Origin of the sequence: Nocardia sp. XZ_19_369 (assembly GCF_015355715.1) — a bacterium.
In the GTDB taxonomy this organism is placed as follows: domain Bacteria; phylum Actinomycetota; class Actinomycetes; order Mycobacteriales; family Mycobacteriaceae; genus Nocardia.
Map to the genome: position 1 here is coordinate 732,331 of NZ_JACVED010000001.1, position 17,467 is coordinate 749,797.

Genomic DNA, 17,467 nt, shown 5'->3' on the forward strand with positions numbered 1-17,467 from the left:
CACCTCACTCGATTGGTTCTGCGAAAACGACGATCGATGCTCGGGATGGCGAGAATCCGATATTGCCGTTGCCGTCGCCGACCCGCTCGACCGCGACAATCAGATTGGCGGGTTGGCCGGCGGGCACTGTGGCGAAATCCGAAGTCGGCGACAGTACTTTCGACGTGGTGCCGTCGCGATAGCACGGAACAACCGGCATATACACCCAGGCGCCGGAGCACGCGATAGAGGTAGCCACGATCTCGCCCTGCGAATGGTGCAGCCGCACAGTCGCTTCCGCGCTCACCCCGGCATCGCCGCGACTGTAGATGTGGCCGTAGACGACGGGACGCCATCGGAAGGGCAGTGGCGCGATCGTGAACGTACCGCCCTCGATCCGACCGGCGTTCTCTTGCCGTTCGGTCCCGAAATCTTCCTGATACCACGACCAGGGACCGAGCCCCAGGGGCGTGGCCGACGATCGGAACTTCCGGCTGGACTTGTCGTAGGCGAACACACTGCCGACACCCGGGGTACGCACCTTGTCGTAGTCCGGGGACTCGGTGATCTGCCCGGACGCACCCGGCGGCCCCTTCGGACCGCGTGGACCGGCCGGGACGGTCACCTTCAACTGCTGGTCCGCGCCCGTCCCGCTGAACTCGACGGCGGGCACAGTGAAGTTCTCCCCGCGCTCGGTCTTCGTGACGGTGATGGTGGTCGGTGCGGCAACCGGACCCCGCGGCCCGACCGCATCCGGTGAATGGCGCCACTCGGTACCGGTCCAGACATCCATCCCGTTGTCGTCGAGCCGATGCCACCAGCTGCCGCGATCCTCCGGCCCGAGCCCGGTCGGGCGAGCCGCCGCGTTGGCGATCTCACCCATCTTCCGGAATGTGGTGCGCGGTCGCCCCTGTCTGCCGGGCTCACCGGGTGGGCCGGGCGGAAGGTCCAGGTTGACGGATCCCGCGGAGACGGTCGTCTGCGCGGTCAGCACGGGCAACCCGTCGACGTCGGGCACCCGCTTGATGGTGATGTGGGCGGGAAAAGTGATGTCCGCCATGGTTTCTCCTCTTCGAAAAGGCTCAGAAGATGAGCAGGTCGAGATCGGCGCCGACGTCGGTGGCCAGATCCTTGATCGCGGCGGCGACGCGGCCGAGCCGCTGCCATGCCTTGACGATCGAGTCCTCTTCATCGGATCCGTCGCCGACCACGATGTGCCATTTCGCGGCGGTCTCGCGGTCGTCGGTGAAGGTCAGTTCGGTCACGTAATCGGTGAAGATCTTGCCGTCGAGTGCGAAGCCGATCTGGTCGCCGAGCCCGTAGTCCTGACCGAGGATGTAGGGGGCGTTGTCTTCGACGGTCACCCGCTTGCTGGTGTAGCCGCGGGTCAGGTGCATGCCCTGGCGGGCCGCGACCAGGCCGTCCAGGTTGAACGCCTTGTCGCTGCCCGAGATGTACAGCTCACGGAAGGCGTACGGACCGGCCCGGTTCACCCGATCCATATTGCGGTAGACGTTCCATGCGAGGAACACGTCGTTGAGCTGCCCGCGGTACAGCCAGCCGAGCCCGATGAGCGACAGCAAGCCCTTGATCACGAATTCGATGCCGGCGTTCACCCAGCCGGGCGAGCGGCCGCCGATGATGATGTCGGTGGCGGTGGGCTTGTGCAGCGCGATCTCGGATTTGCCGATCCCGGAGTACTCGCCTTCGAAGTACCACACCCAGGGGTAGTTCCGGAAGGTGCCCTGACTGAGGCGCTCTCCGTACACCGCTTCGTATTCGGTGGCGGAGTCCAGGTTCGGGTAGCGCACGGGCGTGGTGCCGTCACCGGTGAATTCCTCGATCCAAGAACGGATTCCGTCGATCAGCGTGCCGGTCGGGCCGGTGACACCCGACTTGTCCACGGTCTCCAGCACGACGGTCGGCCGATCGAGGTGGAACCATTTCGGCGCAGGCTGTTCGTCCTCATCGGGCAGGAAGAACCGGGCGGTCAGCATGACGCCGGAGTCTTCGAGCATGGGGGCGAACAGCTTGTCGGCCATGTCGAAACGGGCCGACGCCGCGCTCCACTTGCTGGTGTCGTGCAATGGATCCACCGGGACGACGGCGATCGGGAAGAGCAGGTTGCCGGTGCCGCCCCACTCCGGCTTCTCGGCGTGCTGCGGCGGCACCCAGCCCGGCGCCTGCAGGCGCATCAGGTTGGTCGTCAGGTAGTTGGTGATGATGGTGCGCACCGGGCCGAACTGGATCATGTGCCGCGGGAACTGCGCCCAGATCGGCGCGAAAGGGCTTGCCCAGCAACAGATCGTCGAGATGTGGTTCCAGCAGTGGATGGCCTCGATGTCGACGGTCTCGACGCCGTACTCGTCCCGGACGATCGAGGCCTTGGTGATGTAGCCGTCCCAGCGGAATCCCTTGGTGTTCACCGTGATCGGGATGGTGGCGTCTTCGTGGTCATTATTGTTGAACAGGTGGTCGAAGTGCACCATGTCGCGCGGGCAGATCATCTTGAGTCCGCCGGGCGCGTTGCGCGGGTAGGTGAACTCCAGCGAGAGGTAGCTGTGCTCCTCGCCGACCTCCTGCATCCATTTGTCCCAATAGCGCACCAGGACATCAGGATCGCGTAGCTGCTCCTGCTCGTCCTTGTACGCCTTGTCCATCCGCAGGGCTTCGTCCTGCGGGTCCCAGGCAGGCATGCTCATCAGAACGGCCTCGACGATCGCGGCGTGACCGAGACGACCAGGCTGGACTGCAGGTTGCCGCCGTCGACCTGGACGATGATGTCGGTGGCGCTCCATGGCGGCAGCGCGGCGAGCCAGCGGCGACCGGCCAACTGGCCCCAGACATTCTTCGGCGTCGTCGCATTCCCCGAGTACAGGCGAGCGGTGCGATGCCGAGGATGCGTATCGATCCGCAGCGTCTGTTCGGCGGTGAGCCGAGGCGTGTGCACCAGCCGCGGGGTCGCACCTCCCGTCGGATCCAGAATCGCCCAGCGCCCGGGACCATTCATGGTGTACCGCGGCCAGGCAGGCTGGTCGGCGGCGTTGCGTGCCCGCACCTTGCCCTCGTTGAGGCCCGAGGTGTTGGTCCACACCGCGGTTTCGTCGAAATGCCGTTCCAGCGGATCCATCGCCGTCGCCGACATCTTGTACAGCGCAAAGGCATTGCGCGCCGGGTCGATCTCGCCGACGGCCTCAGGCGCGCTGTCGAGCTGCACCTGCTGGAACCGCCAGCCCTGATGCCGGGTGAAAAACCCGATGGTGGACGGCTTGTCGGTGGACCAACCGCGGAACCAGGCATCGTGCACCGCGTAGAAATCCCGGACCGGATGCGCGCCAGTGCTTTTCGCGGACTGGGAGATCACCGCGATGAAGTCCCACTCCTTCTTGGCGCGGATCGAGCGCTGGAAGGTCGCGCCGTCCTGGCGCGCGCCCTCGTTGACGAGCAGTTGCACCGGGGCGAACATGTACCCGGTCTGGTTCGACAGCCGGACGCCTTCGCGCCCGGCATTCGAGCCGGACAGGTGCCACACCCGGCCGTTGACGTCCCACAGGACGATCTTCGTGTAATGGCTGTTGTCCAAAAGTTGGTGGGTCATCGGCCGAGCCCTCCTCCGCGTTGTTGCGCCACCGTGCGACGCCGGCGAACCCGCTCCACCGCGATGGCGGCGCTCTTGGGGTCCATGCCGTTGAAGTTGTAGATGTCTCCCCGGGCGGTGCGACCGCCCGGACCTTTGGCGAGATTGGTCAGGCCGAATCCGGTCCCGAGCTCCTCTTTCACGCCGCTGGCCACGATTTCGATGGGCTTGGTGATGAACTCCGCGGCGGTGCCGGCGACCATCGACCCGATCATCGAGCCGATCGCGGGAGCCAGCGCCCCCAGCGGGCCGAGGAACGGGGCGACCAAGGTGCCGGCGGCGGTACCGATGGTGCTGCCGACAGTGGACGCCGCGCCCTTGATCGCGCCGGTGATCCCGCCGACCAGGCCGTTCTGCTGGAGGCCGCTGATGCCGCCTTGCAACGCGGCGAGCCCGGCCTGCTGATCCCGGGTCATCTGCGGCGTCGCACTCTGGGTGCCCGTGGGGTTCCAGTCGATACCGGTGTACTCCTTGACGACCGCGGCGATGCTCGACGACCACTTGCCTTCGGGATCCACGCTCTTGTAGAGATCACCGAGCGCGTCGCCCTGCTCGGCGCCGAATTGGGCGCCGGCCTCGATGATCGCGTTGCCGTTCGGACCCAGCAGCGGCGCGAGCACGGAGGCCGCGTCGCCACCGAGCTGACCGCCCGCGACATTGAGGAGATCCTTGAAGCTGCTCGTGTAGGGGTCGTAGGGCTCATCGCTCAGTGCCAGTGACTGCGCGCCGAATCCGGCCGCGCCGACCGCAGGAGTTCCGCCAGTCGGTGAATCGGTCAGCGGCACATCGACACTCGACGGGTCGCCCGGGGTGCCGGACTGCCCGTTCTTGCTCGGGCGGTTGCGGACCAGGTACGAACCGGTCGGCGAGGGGGTCGCGGACGGGACGCCACCGTAGGTGTACGACCCGCCACCGGAAGGCGAGGAGCCCCCGCCGGATGCTCCGGTGACACTCTCGTCCGACGGCTGCGGCACAAACGAATTCCCGCCGTCACCGCTGCCGTTTTCTCCGGTACCGACACTGGTCGGACCGCTGGTGCCCAGACCCGCTCCGCCTGATTCGCCGGACAATGTCATCGACGCGGACAGGCTGCCGCCGAATTTGGCACCGATCAAACTGCCGAGCTGGGCACCGATCACCGGCGCCAACGCGCCATCGGGCCCGAGCGCGGGCGCCAGCACCGAGCCCAATGCGGCACCGACCTGACTGCCCGCCTGGGTTGCCGCACCGACGATGCCGGTGGCCAAGGCCGTCGACAACGACCCCAAGGGGTTGAGGCCGCCGGTGCGCACAGCCGTGGACTGGCCTGCCTCGTTGCCGGTCGGCATATTCCCGATCGGCGCCTGGTACGCACGGCCGAAGCCGAGCGCCCCCGGCGTCCCCTCGGACCGCACCCGCATGGCGGCGCCCAACGGATTGGGTTCGCCGAGATCGGGCGAGTCCGAGCGGGTCACCGACTCCTGTGTCGGGGCGCCTGCCGCACCGCCGGAGCCGAGCACCGAGTTCAGCACGCCGCCCGGCCCGAAGGCGGGCGCGACGATCGAACCCAGCGCGGCACCGGCGGCGCCGCCCGCATTGATGGCGGCATTCCCGATGCCGCCGAGGACATCGGCCACCATGCCGAACAGACCGAAATCCTGTGGCCGGAAAGCGGCATCCGGGCTAGTCGGCGCGACGGGATTGCGCAGCAGATCGCGCCACGACTGGGCCGCCGAGCCACCCGCACCGACCAGACCGCCGTCGGCGAAACCGGGCAGCATGCCGCCCAGATAGGCAGGCGACGGCACCCAGCCGCCGTTGATCGCGGCCAGCAGCGGCAACGCATTCGACGTCGCCGCGGCATTGACCACGAACTCACCGGGCGACAACCGGGCAAGAACCTGGTCCTGCCGCGGCCCGCCCGGCCCGTACACCATCCCGCCGTTCGCGAAACGCTGCGGCGTGCGGCCGTCGACACCCGAACCGGGTACACCGGAATCGTCGCTGACCTCGTCGCCGGAGTCGTTGTCGCCGTGGCGATCCCGGGCCGGACCGGACAGCGTCGCCTTCGAGCTGACCCGGACGATCCTGGTCCGCGTCTTGGCGGCTTTGCCGTCCGGGTCGTAGCGGTTGAGCGCACCGGTCGCGACCCAGTTGGCGAAGAACTTCGGTACCGCGCCGAGGATTTCCTGGAAAGCCTGTGTCAGCGAACCGATTTGGACGGAGTCACCGGTGAGCCCGTTCGCCGACACCGACGAATCGCCGGCCACCAGGATCGGCTCGTCACCGGGCAGGGTGATCACCGAGGTGCCGGTGACCTTCCCGCCCTCCCAGACCGCCCCGCTCGGCAACGAGACCTTCTGCCCGGGGCCGGGCTGGCCGTTGCTGGACATGGCCAGGATGTCCGGCATCGCCATGACCGGCGGGCGCACCGAAGGGCGCCGCGAGTCCGGCGGAGTCCGCACATCGGGGCTCATTTGTTTCTCCACATTCGCATCTACTTTCTCGGCCGTTTGCGCAGATCAACGCCCGCGGGCTAGTCCTCCCAGTTGAGGAACTCGTTCATCTCGTCGATCCCGGTGGCCGTGCCGATTCGTTCGCGACCGGACTTCACGCCGGGGCGCGGCACGAGTTCCGGACGGTTGCGCCCATTCCTGGCGTCGTCGGTTTTCGCCCAGACGAGCCAGCGCAGGGAATCGGTGATGTCGGCCAGCAGGAACTGGTCGAGCTGCCAGCGGTAGCTTTCGGGATTCATCGCACGAAACAGCGCGGACTCCGCGGGTAGCCAACGGATGATCGCCTTCAGCTCACGCCAGCCGAGCACTTCGGTGCCGAGCTGACGCAGCCGCAGGCCGAGCGTGATCAGGTCGTATTCGATAGCCTCGCAATGCTCTTCGAGAAGAGCATCGAGGCTTAGGATTCCCCCAGGTTGACTCCCGAGTGGGTGCGCCAGGCATCCAGCAGCTCGTGGTAGGCGTCCGGATCCATCTCGTCCAGCACCGCGAGCGACTCGGCGGACAGAGTCAGCTCCAGCAGTGTGTACATCGCGTCGACATCGCCGAGGCGGCGGATCCGGCGGATCAGGCCCGGCTTGAGGTACGACAGGGATGGGAGGTGCAATTCGGCATCGCCCACCTTGTAGACGAAGTCGTCTTTTACCTGGAGCGGGCGGTTGAGGGTGATGGGGGCTTTCGGGGAAGTCATTGGTTCGCAGACCCTTTCATGACGTGGTTGTGCGCAGGTATTTGGAAAAGTGTTGAGAAATAAGGGCCCAACGGTGGCGGGCGGGCCTGCGCATAGGTGTGAAACCCGCCACCGCTGGGGGCTTTTATCAGACGGTCTTGAGAACGCCGTCGTCGAGGTAGCGGTATGCCTTGTTGTTGAAGTCGTCCTTGAACGCTTCGATGGTGATGCTGAACCCGGCCAGTTCCTTGGAGACGAACTTGCGCTCCTGAACCTGCGAGATCGAGGCATTCGGCAGCACGATGCGCATCTTCTTGTTCTCGCTCAGCATGTCGAAGATCCACGCGCGGCGCGGCAGCACGCTGCCGGTCTCCTTGATCGTGTACAGCTTGCCGTTGGTGGCAGTAGCCGCACCCGGGGTCACATTGCCCTTACCGAACACCTCGTTGAGGACGTCCTCGTCCCAGACCGCGTACAGGGTGAGGCCGAAGCGGACCGAGTGCTCGGTCTGCAGGTTGGCAATGATGTCGGCGTTCCAGTCCTTGATCTGCTCGATCTTGCGCTCGCCCTTGGACTCGATGCCGTCCTCGGAGACGTAGCCAAGAGGCTGGAACCCGGTGGTCGGGCTGGAGGCGCCGACCGGCAGTGTGGCGGTGGTCGGCGCGACCAGCACACCGCCGGAGACGGCGACCGGAGTACCGGCACCGATGAACTTGCTAGAAGGCAAAGCCATTGTGATTCTCCCTTGGGATTGTTGCGCAGGCCCATGGGATTTCGGTATTCAGTTGTGGCTCCCATGAGGGGGAGTCAGGCGAGGGCTACGCCTCGCACGTCTTAATACGGAGTCACTGCAAACTCCGGCGTTATCGCCTCGGCGGGTGAGCAGTGCAGCATTTTCCGGTCACGAACTGGCCGGCCAATAATCGGGAACCGGGAAGCCACCCCAGTCGACGATCTCATAGCCGCCGGCATAAATGGGCTCAGCAAGCTCGGATATCAGGAGCTGCTTGACAGTCTTGTTCAGCCAGGAAGAAGAACCAACAGACCGGAATCGCAGCTTCTCGGCACCGTTGACCACATTGGTTTCGTAGTGGTCCTGTTGAAATTCGATCTCGAGCTGCGCATACGGCGTGCGGCCGTACTCGAACGCTGGATGAAGGTCGAAGACATAGGTTCTCGGGAAGCGGTCGGAGACGGCGCGGACCAGCCGCGCATACCGGAACGGTTCCGCCATCCACTTCACCAGCAGGGTTTCATCCTTCTCGAGGCTGATTTCTCGCTGCGTCACTGCTATCTCTCCTTGTTCAGGTGATCAGTTGTGTTGGCTTGCAAGGTGTTCAGGCCGCTTTGCCGCGCACGATCAGGTCGGCGATGATGGCGTGCCGGGGAGCGGCGGTCGCCGGATCGGTGTCGTTCTCCATGCCGACGTCCTCGATGTAGTCGCACCACACGGTGCCGAGGTAGCCCGGCGCAGCGGCCGAGAGGATGGCGCGGACCCGGCCGGCCAAATCGGCTGCCGCACCGGCATCGTCGGTGCATTCGAGAACCACCCGTGGCCGATCCAGAATCAGATTCGGACCGCGGCGACCCTCTCGATCTTCGACGTCCTGCCGCAGGATTCGATCGTTCCGCTTGACCCGCACCATCCGCGCCGGCCGTGGTTCCGGAATCCGGGTGACCACCTTCGCGGTGTCGGAAACTGCGGTGAGTTGCGCGGTCAGGTAATCGACCAGAGTCTTCTCGATGTCGGGGTACACGATTCGTTCGGTCATCGCGCTACCACCCTTTCGTGGCTATGGCTCTTGCCGGGCTTGCTCGATCCGCTGACGCAGTTGATCGACGACTCCCGCATAGGCTTCGGTCTTGGTCGCGGCCTCGTAGGACAGGCCGCGGGGATGGACGGCGTACCAGCGGCCGTCGTCGGTTTGGTTGACCTGGATGTCGTCGAGGTCGTAGAACGACTCGGGGTCCGGTACCGGCCACTCGCCGTTCTCGTCCTTGGTGACGTGCAGGCCGGTGTCGAACGCACCGGGCGCACCACCGGGGGTGGCGGTCCAGCGGATCTCCTCCAGCTCGGGATGCACTCGCACACCGCGCTGCACGAGATACTCGGCGACGCGCGTCGCCTGCTTGATGCCGGTCACCGTCGGCTCCGCCGTCTTGGGCGACTTCTTGCTCCGCCATTCGGGCAGGTGGATCACCGACAGTTCTTCGGCCAGCGCCTTCACCTGTGGATCCAGTTCCGCGGTATCCGCGGACTCGGCGAGCTTCCCGCTGAGGGCCTGCTGGATGAACGCCAGGAACTCCGGTGTCACCAGCTGTCCGGCATCGGTTTTCACGTACTCCGGCGGTGGCTGATGATTGGCGAACTGGATGGATTCGACAATTTCCTTGTCAGACAATGTGTTACGTCCCCTGATCTGAACTCGGCGGGTGCTGGGCATGAAAAAAGCCCAGTCCCGACCAGGGAGTGGGCTTGGGCATAGACGGCGGGCGGACCGCGCTCGGGTTTACAGACCCAGGAGCGGGCGGATCAGGGGCGCCAGGTGGCAGGCCAGGGTGATCAGGTCGAGGACGACGGTGAGCATCGATTCACCTCCTCTCGAGAGGGTCAATAACGCCGGGACGAGTCCGGCACGATGCGACCTGCTTCGATCAAGGTGTTGAAGGCCAACGCTTTTCGGCGGCAGTGGTCGACGGAGCAGGCGCGGTGGACGCGCATCGACTCGTGGGCCTGGGTGATGGTGAGCGGGCCTGCCGGGGTGGCGTGGTCGGCCATTTCGAGCAGTTCCAGGACGGTGTTGTCCATGTCAGACCTCGGTTGTCGAAAGGTACGGGCACCGGCGGATTCACCGTGCCATGTGTGAGGTTTGAGCCCCACCCCCGATCAGGGGGTGTACCGGGGGTGGGGCGAAACGCCCCGGTCGCATCTTCACGTCTGCAACCGCGAGAAAGGGGTCAGCGGGAGACGGGAGCGGAAACCGGGGCGGGTATGTGGCAGGCTCGCGCCCGCTTGTCATCGATCTCGAAGAGGTTTCGGGGGCATGCCACATGCATTCGCTACGCCGGCCACACAGGGGGCCGTAATAGCGGAACGTGAAAGTGATTGGTAGTGCGGGAGTTTCCCGGAGAAGTTCGGGATGAGGGCGCAGCTCTGGCGCTGCACAAAGCTTCACCTAAAGCGCGGAGGATGTCAACCCCTGAATACAGAATTGGATGAAAGACGCAGGTAGATGGCTACTTTCGAGCGTCCGCACGGCGGCATCGACGGCCCCCGAAACGACGATTGCCCCAGCCTCGTATGAGGCCGGGGCAATCATGTCTGCCTACTGAACGGATACGCGTCCGCTAGAAGTCAGGGTATATCCAGATTTTCAGCTCACTTGCCGTCGGTGCCCGCCGAGCCGGTGGCCAGCAGCTTGGCCAGCTCGGTGATGGCCGCGGCCGAACCGGTTTCCGGCGCCGTGCCACCGCCGCCGGTCTGCGCCGAGGCCAGACCGGAACCGGCCAGGATGATGCCTGCGGTAGCCGCGAACACAACGCCGAACACGCGAATCTTGCTCATCTGAGAATCTTCCCCTTGAAAAAATTGTCCTTCGAATCGACAACCTGCTGGTTATCGGTCGAGAGTTTTCTAGCACAGGGCTTACCCGGCTAGCGACCCGCCAGTCACGCGCGACGCATGACGTCAATTGCCGATCGATAACGGGTCATGCACGGCGAGGGTTTCGGAACAATGCCTGCAAATTCGGTGCAGGACCGGGACTTCTACGGTTTCCCAGGCGCTCCGGGAACTTCGTTCACATACCGGCATCTCGACGCACCACTCGCCGGTACTCGGCCGAGTCCACAGCCGATGCACAGCCACCGATCCAGCTATCGCCGAGCGTGAACGTTGCGAATAGCGCACCCGGTCACAGGTACCCAGCAATTCGAGAGTTATGTTGTGATTCATTTCATACGAAATGACTGTAACTTTCCGAGCTCTTTCGCCGAGCGCGCACCGAATTACGTTTTGAAACAACTCAATTCGAGTCATTCACGGCGGCCGGTGCGCGGCGTCGCATCGGATGCACCAGATGTTCGTCCAATACCTCACCCACGGTGTACAACTCCGGCCAGCCCGGTGCCCATGGCCCGGGGAGCGGGGCGATCTTTCCTGCGTTCCGCAGTGTTTGGATCCGCCGCACGGTCAGCCCCTGATACTCGGCGCCGAGTTCCTTTGCCAGCGTGGCGATCCCGGACGCATTGAGCCGGTGCCGGCGCGCCTGCTCGAGTTTCTGCTCGTCCAGCTCGATCGGTGCGGCAGGCGGGCACACGATCCACAGTGCGGCCTGCACCACCGTGCGGATCTCCGCCGGGGCACCCTCGGCACCCTCGGTCATGGCCAGTGCGATGAGGTTTCGGTCCAGCCAGCGAGCGAGGCCGGGCGTGGACGGCGATCCGGCATAGTCGAGACCACGCTGCTCGCACACGAGCCGCACCCACGACACGAGTACCGCGTGTAATTCGTCGGCGGCCCTGGATGCAGCTGGGTTGTAGGGCAGTGGTTGTTCGCTGGGTCTGCGGTTCATCCGATAGTCACCGCGGGTGCTCAGTCGGGACTGCCTGGTCAGCGAGATACTGAGATCCTCTGCGAGATCGGGGATTTCGCGAAGCAACTCAGCGAGCGCACGGAGCTCGATGCGGTCGAGGTACAGATGGTTCGGGTGCTCGGTCACCGGGAAACCGCCTCGGCGGACCACTGTGTGGTGGTGGTTGTCATGGTGTCGCTTCCTCTTCGGTGGCATGCCAGTGGTCGAGCGAGGTCACCGTGCGGTGGTCGCAGCGAAGCACGGGCGGATCGGGATTCACGGCGAGCAGATCGGCGGGTGGGTGGCGCCAGCCCGCGTCGTCGCACATCACGCAGTTGCGGGCGGCTTCGCGGCGTTGCACGGCATCGGCGCGCAGGTCGCTGCCGTGCGCGGCGTCCCACCGCTGTCTGGCGCGCCTGGCGTCGGCACAGCCACCGCACGGTGGCGGCGCGGGGTGATTGCGGTGCATCGAGCATTGCCGAGGCGGCGGCGCCGATCGCACTGCCCTGGAATAATTTTCAGGGTCATGGGCAGGGACAGGGGTTTCGATGTGCTCCGGCACTTGCTCGACAGCCGGTTGAGCTTCAGCCGAAACTCTTGCCGGAGTGGATGTTCGAGCAGATGGTGCAGCACTTGCTTGCGCGCGAAGCTGTCTGGCCTGCCCGGAGACCTGACCGCCTTTGCGACCCGCATCGGCCCGCTTACGGCGTCGGTCCTCGATTTCGGCCTTCGACATCTGACGCTCGCCCCAGTCGTGGAACTGGTAACCGCCGTCGACGGCCATCCACAAGCCCACCTCCACCAGCTTTTTCGCCTGCGCCGCCGAGCCGAGGCCGCGCACGATCGCGGCGGGCACAAAACCCTCGGTGAGCTGTTGCATCGACCACGAGCCGGCCCGCACCCACAGCCCCATCGCGGCGTTGCCCGCCGCGACGGCCTTGGGATGGAAGCCGAGCTGGTCGTCGACCTGGAACCACGGCATCAGCGGTTCCCCTCGGCCACCTCGCGGTTGATCGCCTCGGCGAGCAGCCGGGCGTGGCCGTGCCCGACGTAGTCGTCGGTGTGCCGTCCGTCGAACAGATAGCCGCGGGCATAGGCGACGGCACCACCCCAGGAGCGCCAGTTCTCCAGCGACCACCATCGCTGCAGCTGGTGCCGGGTGGCGATCGCGATGATGCTCTGCCCCCAGCGCACCATGGCTTCCGGACTGGCCAGGCTGAAATACGCACTGAGGTCAGCGATCAGGCGCAGCGGGTTGCCCGCGGGCAGCGCCGTGATCGGATCCCCCGCGGCGGCAACCCAATACGTCGGAATGCCGGTGATGGCCCGCTGCCCGACGACGCCGTAACCGCCGGGATCCTTACCGAGGCAACAGCCAGCCGGACGCAGCGGGTCCGCGATCAATGCACAGGCGATGACCTCCAAGTGCGGGAACAGGCCGGCACCGATCTCGGCGGCGAGATCACCCGCGATACCCGCGCCCTGTGAATAACCGGCCAGCACTACACGATTGGGCGTTGCTTCGATCGCGTCGATCAATGCCCGCCTGCCCGCAGCGACACTGTCGGCGAACGCGACGTGCCGCCCGTAATCCGCCGGATAAGGCACCATTCGCACGACAAAACGCCGTGGGTCGAGAGCTGCGGCGAAGGCGGCGGTGACCGGATCGCCATTCGGATTCCAGGTACCTCCGACAATCAAGACATCGATGACCTCGCCGGGAGCGAGCAACTTGCCGAATAAACGGCGGCCGAAAATGGCCACGTGGTTTGTCCTTTCGTGGACGACGCGACCGGTTGAGCGCATGACGGAACCACTCGGTCAGGTCGGAGAATGAGAAAGCGCGAGCGCCGGATCAGCGGGGCGCGGGCAATACCGGGCCGGGGCGTTCGGCCGCGGTGCCGCAGTGATCACAGGAGCCCGGCTGTGCGACAGGGGTTTCCAGTCGAAGATTCGACGGATGGGTAGCGATGGCATTACCGAGTTCGGCACAGACGGGATTGGGATAGCCGTAGTCGACGTACACCATCCGGTGATCCACATCGACGATGACACCGTGTTCGACGGTGCCGCGCATCGCGGTCGTTCCGGTGTAGGTGACGCGGGCACCGATATGGTGCCGGAAGATCTCGAGGGCGGGATTCGCGCGACGCCGTCGCGCCGGCTTGCTCACCGCGGGCTCGGCTCGGAGTCGGCCGGTGCCGTCGGGTCGGGGGTCGCGACGAGTGTCGCGCTGCGCACCCGGGCCTCGCGCGGATCGTGGATGAGGACCACGACGACGGCGTGCGGTTCGTCGCCACTGAGATAGGGAATGCCGGAGATGCCCGGGCGCCACGCGCCGAATCCGGCGAGCCTCGGCACACTCCGCACCGCATGATCGAGTGCCATCTCGGCGGTAGCTGATCGATCGCTCAACACCGCCCATCCGCCTTCCGGCAGACAGTGATTTGCGTCACAAAATGTTTGGTACGACACGCCGGAAGTCGACGGCGGGACGCGCTGGGCGACCGGCGGGCATCAGCGATTGTCATCGCATCTCCTCTTGGTCGGGCAGGAGGTCGACGACGCGGCGCCGCACTACCGCGGCGATCCGAACGAGCTCGTCCAGCGTGAACGAGCCGTGCGCGGCGAGCAGGCTGCGCAGGTCGGAGGCCGGCAGCCCGGAACGCGCGGCCAAGTCCTCGAGACAAAGTCCCGCATCGGACATGGCGAGCCGCACCTTCCCGGCAACCATTTGGTCTAGGTGTTCCATACGGAGCACACTAAGGTCCGTTCGGACCTGTTGCAACTCCCAGAGGACCTTTATGGGCGAAATGTCCGATAACTATGGGAAACCTTGGTGTTTTTACGGCATGTCGTTTGCCAGGTAGCCGTTCGGACCTCAGAATGGTCCATATGGGTGTGGAAAAGGTACCTTCGGACATCAATCGCGCGGTAGGAGCAGAGCTCAGGGCAGCCCGGGCTCGGCGGGCTCTGACGCGTCCGCAACTCGCGGCGCTGACCGGCCTCGGAGTCAGCACGATTCAGCGCTTCGAGAACGGCGACCGGTCGCCGGACATGCAGCAGCTGCACGCGTTGTGCACCGCACTGGACATTCCGATGCGGGAGTTCGTGGCGCTCGCGCTGCGCGACGTCGAACGCCCCGCGGAGTAACGCACACAACCGAACATCACCCACACTGCCGTCACCACCGGGTCGCGGCGGTGCGAAAGCTATTGCGCGGGACAGTGAGTCGAGAAGACGATCGGCGAACTGATGCGGCGCAACACTGCACGCCCTGACATCGGCGCACGCCGTGTAGAAAGACCGCGCAGGCACCCTTTACTGCCGCTTAGAGCGCTTGCGAGTGCGAATGCACGAGGCCGCACGGCGAAAACGCTTATGCGCAGCGTGGATCGGCACCGCCGTCGGCCACCACCACGGTGTCGTCGACGATCACTCCGGTGGCCGCTTCGGCGTACTGCAGCACCGCTTCGACCGGATCTACGCCCATCACCCACGCCGCGAGTACGACGTCACACAACGTGCCCTTGCCCTGCACAACCCGCCGGGCAACTTCATCCCCGATAGCCGTACCCAGCGTGACTGCGGCGTTGTTTCCCCGCCCTGCCGCAAACGGTCTGACTGAGTCGATCTGGTCCACGACTGTTATCCCCTTCACTTCGCTCAACCTTGAGCCCCACTCCGAGACAGAACCGGACTGGCGTCCCGGAATCTGGCGTAGTTATATCCCATTCGCCGGGGGGTCGCCCACCAAAGTCGCCCTGCCGCAGAATGATTCGTGGCTCGCCGGGCCAACCAGCGGCGCGCTGTGGGATAGCCGGAAGTTGGCTCGAGCCGCACACCGCGGCCGGAAGGCGGCGGCGTGCGGCTCGTCGGCGGGGACGGGCGTTGCCCAGGAGTTGTTGCGGTCACTCACATTTCACGACAGGGATCGGATCGTATTTGACGGTCCGGGTGGTCCGGGAGACCTCGCGACCGGAGCGCTTGTCGGTGATGATGCGGGTGTCGGAGATGGTGAAGCCGGGGGCACCCTCGGAGGCGATGCAGTCCTTGCCCTTCGGGAGCTTGATGGTGGTCGGCTCGGTCGGCTTGGTCTTCTCACCGGTCACCGATTCGACGTTCAGGGTCTTGGTACCCCAGAGCCGAACGGTCACTTCGGAATCGGTGGTGACGGCCTCGATGAAGACACCGTGCGGGGTGTTGTTGCGGAAGCGCAGATCGATCGCGCCGTCGAAGACGGTCGCCTCGCGCGCAGCCGGGTAGCGGGAGATGTAGTAGCTGTGCTCGGTGTGGCCCGCGTCTTCCATACCCGCGAAGTACGCGGCGTTGTAGAGGGTGGTGGCGAACTGGCTGATGCCACCGCCGACGGCGGTGCTCGGCCTGCCGTGATCGATGATGCCGGACTCCACGTAGCCCTCGGCAGTGCCGCGCGGACCGGTGAAGTCGTTGAGCGAGAAGGTATCTCCCGGCTTCACGACCGCGCCGTTCACCTTCCTGGCAACCACCTTGATGTTCACCCCGGACGGGCCGCTGAAGCCGTTGGTGGTGAACGTGCCCATGGTCTCGACCACGCCGAGTCCCTGCGCCGCCTCGGTGGTCAGCTTCGGCTCCACTTTTTCGTAGACCGCCTGGCCGGTCCGCTCCTGCGGCGCGGCGAGCAGCGCGGCGAACTGCTCGAAGGTCTTCGCCCAGTTGATTTTGTCACCGACGACCGCGGGCACCACGGTCGGTTTGCCGCCGGTGAGTGCGAACGTCGCGTCCTTCGCCTCGATCTCCGAGGGCGCGAGTTGCGGCGCCAGCAAACCGACCGCGACGTTTTGATCGACGGCCATGGCGAGCCCGCCTTGACCGTCGGGCGCGAAGGACAGCACCGACGCGATCTGCTCCGGATCGAGCTTGGCCGACCCGCCCTTGCCCGCGAAGACGATCGGCGCGCGCACCGCGGGCTCGGCCACCTCGCGCAGGGCTTGGTCGACCGCGTCCGGGCGGACGGTGAGCGGAGCGGGGTGCACCGGAAGGTCCAGCGCGGCACCGGTGATCCACTTGTCGATCAGGTCGGTGCGTGCGGCCGGGGTGTCCAGCACGCGGCCGGGGACCGGGGCGACCGCGACCGGTCGCGCTTTGTCGAAGGCGATGGTGCCTTCGACCGAGGGTCTGTCGTGCACGCGTAGCGCCGTCAGCTGGCGATCCAGCGCGGCGTCGTCGACGGCGCTGGCCACCTCGACATCGCGGGTGGTGAAGAAGGAGGTGAGCCGGGTGATCGGGTCGAGCGGCTGCTTGCCGATGCGCGCCCAGGTGCCGTCCCAGTCGACGGTCAGTCCCGCGGCGGCGGGGACGAGCCTGGTCTGCACGTCACCGATGCGCAGCGGCAGTTCCCGGTCGGCGCGCGGTGCGAGCTCGGCGCGCAACTTCGCGTCCGCGGCCTCGGTGTCCAGGCCGCCGACGTCGACGCCCGCGACGACCGTGCCGCGCGGCACCTCGCCCGAGGACAGCACCAGATCGGCCGCGTAGGCGAGGCCGGTCACCGCGAGCACCGCGCCGACCGCGAGACCGGCCCGCTTCAGCACGGTGCGATTCAGCCGCTGTGCGGGGGGACCGGAGATGGGCCGCCGGGTCGGTGGCGCCGGACGCTCCCCCGGCGTGGCCCGATGGGTGGCGCGCCTGGTCGGGGTGACCTGTAGCGGTTCGGTGGGGGCAGAATCGCCGCCCCACTCCTGGGGCTGCTGCGCCCCGTTGGCCTGGGCCGACTCGAGCAGCTGGCGTAAACCGACCTCGCCCGCCGGTTGTTGGCCGCGGCGTCCGGTGCTCGACTGGCTCGTCACGAACCGTCCTCCCCGTTCGGTTGAGTTGGGACTCACTGGGTGCGAGTCTCCGCCAACGATAGTGCGCCCCAGCGACAACGTCAGGTGAGCACTGATCTACAGCTAATTCCTTGCAAAGACCCCGGTGGTCCACGCAAAGGGCCCCGCGCAGTTGCCGGGTCGGGGGTCTGGCAACTACGCGGAGCCGATCTGATTATCGGTGCGGCGCACCGTGCGTTACACCGCCGGACGGACCAGGATCGAATCGAGGCGGGACAATCGAGGACGAACGAGTGTCCGGCCACCGCACA

Annotated in this window: 21 protein-coding genes; 1 reads left to right on the top strand and 20 read right to left on the bottom strand. The window is 65.9% G+C overall.

What is annotated here, in order from left to right; genetic code table 11:
• Positions 1–4: 4 nt before the first annotated feature.
• The 18 genes from IBX18_RS03410 to IBX18_RS03495 form a co-directional block, all read right to left on the bottom strand.
• Positions 5–1,039, bottom strand: coding sequence for a hypothetical protein (locus IBX18_RS03410; protein ID WP_194832272.1), 1,035 nt, complete (start codon positions 1,037–1,039; stop codon positions 5–7).
• Between the two features lie 22 nt (positions 1,040–1,061).
• On the bottom strand, positions 1,062–2,681 hold the full coding sequence (locus IBX18_RS03415) for a phage tail protein (protein WP_228540278.1): 1,620 nt from the start codon (positions 2,679–2,681) through the stop codon (positions 1,062–1,064).
• The gene (locus IBX18_RS03420; RefSeq protein ID WP_228540279.1) at positions 2,681–3,577 is read right to left on the bottom strand and encodes a phage tail protein; all 897 of its coding nucleotides are present in this window, start codon (positions 3,575–3,577) and stop codon (positions 2,681–2,683) included. Before IBX18_RS03420 ends, IBX18_RS03415 begins: the two co-directional genes overlap by 1 nt.
• The gene (locus IBX18_RS03425; protein WP_194832273.1) at positions 3,574–6,072 is read right to left on the bottom strand and encodes a hypothetical protein; all 2,499 of its coding nucleotides are present in this window, start codon (positions 6,070–6,072) and stop codon (positions 3,574–3,576) included. The genes IBX18_RS03420 and IBX18_RS03425 overlap by 4 nt, the downstream gene beginning before the upstream one ends.
• A 59-nt stretch (positions 6,073–6,131) precedes the next feature.
• Entirely contained in the window at positions 6,132–6,419 is a 288-nt protein-coding gene (locus tag IBX18_RS03430; protein ID WP_194832274.1) for a DUF5361 domain-containing protein, read from the bottom strand.
• An 89-nt stretch (positions 6,420–6,508) separates the two neighbouring features.
• The gene (locus IBX18_RS03435) at positions 6,509–6,799 is read right to left on the bottom strand and encodes a hypothetical protein (RefSeq protein ID WP_135233938.1); all 291 of its coding nucleotides are present in this window, start codon (positions 6,797–6,799) and stop codon (positions 6,509–6,511) included.
• A gap of 127 nt (positions 6,800–6,926) precedes the next feature.
• The gene (locus tag IBX18_RS03440) at positions 6,927–7,511 is read right to left on the bottom strand and encodes a hypothetical protein (RefSeq protein WP_194832275.1); all 585 of its coding nucleotides are present in this window, start codon (positions 7,509–7,511) and stop codon (positions 6,927–6,929) included.
• A gap of 168 nt (positions 7,512–7,679) precedes the next feature.
• Positions 7,680–8,066 carry a hypothetical protein gene (locus IBX18_RS03445; protein ID WP_194832276.1) on the bottom strand — a complete coding sequence of 129 codons (387 nt, stop codon included), beginning with the start codon at positions 8,064–8,066 and terminating at the stop codon, positions 7,680–7,682.
• Positions 8,067–8,115: 49 nt separating this feature from the next.
• Positions 8,116–8,550, bottom strand: coding sequence for a hypothetical protein (locus IBX18_RS03450; protein ID WP_194832277.1), 435 nt, complete (start codon positions 8,548–8,550; stop codon positions 8,116–8,118).
• A gap of 21 nt (positions 8,551–8,571) precedes the next feature.
• Positions 8,572–9,180, bottom strand: coding sequence for a hypothetical protein (locus IBX18_RS03455; protein WP_194832278.1), 609 nt, complete (start codon positions 9,178–9,180; stop codon positions 8,572–8,574).
• Between the two features lie 209 nt (positions 9,181–9,389).
• Positions 9,390–9,587, bottom strand: coding sequence for a hypothetical protein (locus tag IBX18_RS03460; RefSeq protein WP_194832279.1), 198 nt, complete (start codon positions 9,585–9,587; stop codon positions 9,390–9,392).
• Positions 9,588–10,157: 570 nt separating this feature from the next.
• Positions 10,158–10,343: a hypothetical protein gene (locus IBX18_RS03465; protein ID WP_135233943.1), complete on the bottom strand. Its 186-nt coding sequence runs from the start codon at positions 10,341–10,343 to the stop codon at positions 10,158–10,160.
• A gap of 460 nt (positions 10,344–10,803) precedes the next feature.
• Positions 10,804–11,499 (bottom strand): hypothetical protein, encoded by a 696-nt coding sequence (locus tag IBX18_RS03470; protein WP_194832280.1) that lies wholly within the window; start codon positions 11,497–11,499, stop codon positions 10,804–10,806.
• A gap of 40 nt (positions 11,500–11,539) precedes the next feature.
• A complete protein-coding gene (locus tag IBX18_RS03475) occupies positions 11,540–12,334 on the bottom strand; it encodes a hypothetical protein (RefSeq protein WP_194832281.1) in 795 nt (264 codons plus the stop codon).
• Positions 12,334–13,116 (bottom strand): PE-PPE domain-containing protein, encoded by a 783-nt coding sequence (locus IBX18_RS03480; RefSeq protein WP_194832282.1) that lies wholly within the window; start codon positions 13,114–13,116, stop codon positions 12,334–12,336. Before IBX18_RS03480 ends, IBX18_RS03475 begins: the two co-directional genes overlap by 1 nt.
• 91 nt (positions 13,117–13,207) lie before the next feature.
• A complete protein-coding gene (locus tag IBX18_RS03485) occupies positions 13,208–13,525 on the bottom strand; it encodes a hypothetical protein (RefSeq protein ID WP_194832283.1) in 318 nt (105 codons plus the stop codon).
• Positions 13,522–13,767 (bottom strand): hypothetical protein, encoded by a 246-nt coding sequence (locus tag IBX18_RS03490; protein ID WP_194832284.1) that lies wholly within the window; start codon positions 13,765–13,767, stop codon positions 13,522–13,524. The genes IBX18_RS03485 and IBX18_RS03490 overlap by 4 nt, the downstream gene beginning before the upstream one ends.
• 112 nt (positions 13,768–13,879) lie before the next feature.
• A complete protein-coding gene (locus IBX18_RS03495; protein ID WP_147133390.1) occupies positions 13,880–14,104 on the bottom strand; it encodes a hypothetical protein in 225 nt (74 codons plus the stop codon).
• A 143-nt stretch (positions 14,105–14,247) separates the two neighbouring features.
• On the opposite strand from IBX18_RS03495, the gene IBX18_RS03500 reads away from it, so the two are divergent.
• A complete protein-coding gene (locus tag IBX18_RS03500; RefSeq protein WP_159080089.1) occupies positions 14,248–14,505 on the top strand; it encodes a helix-turn-helix domain-containing protein in 258 nt (85 codons plus the stop codon).
• 226 nt (positions 14,506–14,731) lie between these two features.
• On the opposite strand, the gene IBX18_RS03505 is transcribed toward IBX18_RS03500, so the two are convergent.
• Both IBX18_RS03505 and IBX18_RS03510 read right to left on the bottom strand, forming a co-directional pair.
• The gene (locus IBX18_RS03505; RefSeq protein ID WP_147133393.1) at positions 14,732–14,995 is read right to left on the bottom strand and encodes a hypothetical protein; all 264 of its coding nucleotides are present in this window, start codon (positions 14,993–14,995) and stop codon (positions 14,732–14,734) included.
• A gap of 268 nt (positions 14,996–15,263) precedes the next feature.
• Positions 15,264–17,177 carry a VanW family protein gene (locus tag IBX18_RS03510; protein ID WP_194832285.1) on the bottom strand — a complete coding sequence of 638 codons (1,914 nt, stop codon included), beginning with the start codon at positions 17,175–17,177 and terminating at the stop codon, positions 15,264–15,266.
• Between the last annotated feature and the right edge of the window lie 290 nt (positions 17,178–17,467).

Excerpts from the sequence above, each read along its gene's own strand:
- IBX18_RS03410 (WP_194832272.1), bottom strand. The coding sequence starts at position 1,039 with ATGGCGGACATCACTTTTCCCGCCCACATCACCATCAAGCGGGTGCCC.
- IBX18_RS03415 (WP_228540278.1), bottom strand. The coding sequence starts at position 2,681 with ATGAGCATGCCTGCCTGGGACCCGCAGGACGAAGCCCTGCGGATGGAC.
- IBX18_RS03420 (WP_228540279.1), bottom strand. The coding sequence starts at position 3,577 with ATGACCCACCAACTTTTGGACAACAGCCATTACACGAAGATCGTCCTG.
- IBX18_RS03425 (WP_194832273.1), bottom strand. The coding sequence starts at position 6,072 with ATGAGCCCCGATGTGCGGACTCCGCCGGACTCGCGGCGCCCTTCGGTG.
- IBX18_RS03435 (WP_135233938.1), bottom strand. The coding sequence starts at position 6,799 with ATGACTTCCCCGAAAGCCCCCATCACCCTCAACCGCCCGCTCCAGGTA.
- IBX18_RS03440 (WP_194832275.1), bottom strand. The coding sequence starts at position 7,511 with ATGGCTTTGCCTTCTAGCAAGTTCATCGGTGCCGGTACTCCGGTCGCC.
- IBX18_RS03450 (WP_194832277.1), bottom strand. The coding sequence starts at position 8,550 with ATGACCGAACGAATCGTGTACCCCGACATCGAGAAGACTCTGGTCGAT.
- IBX18_RS03460 (WP_194832279.1), bottom strand. The coding sequence starts at position 9,587 with ATGGACAACACCGTCCTGGAACTGCTCGAAATGGCCGACCACGCCACC.
- IBX18_RS03465 (WP_135233943.1), bottom strand. The coding sequence starts at position 10,343 with ATGAGCAAGATTCGCGTGTTCGGCGTTGTGTTCGCGGCTACCGCAGGC.
- IBX18_RS03475 (WP_194832281.1), bottom strand. The coding sequence starts at position 12,334 with ATGCCGTGGTTCCAGGTCGACGACCAGCTCGGCTTCCATCCCAAGGCC.
- IBX18_RS03495 (WP_147133390.1), bottom strand. The coding sequence starts at position 14,104 with ATGGAACACCTAGACCAAATGGTTGCCGGGAAGGTGCGGCTCGCCATG.
- IBX18_RS03500 (WP_159080089.1), top strand. The coding sequence starts at position 14,248 with ATGGGTGTGGAAAAGGTACCTTCGGACATCAATCGCGCGGTAGGAGCA.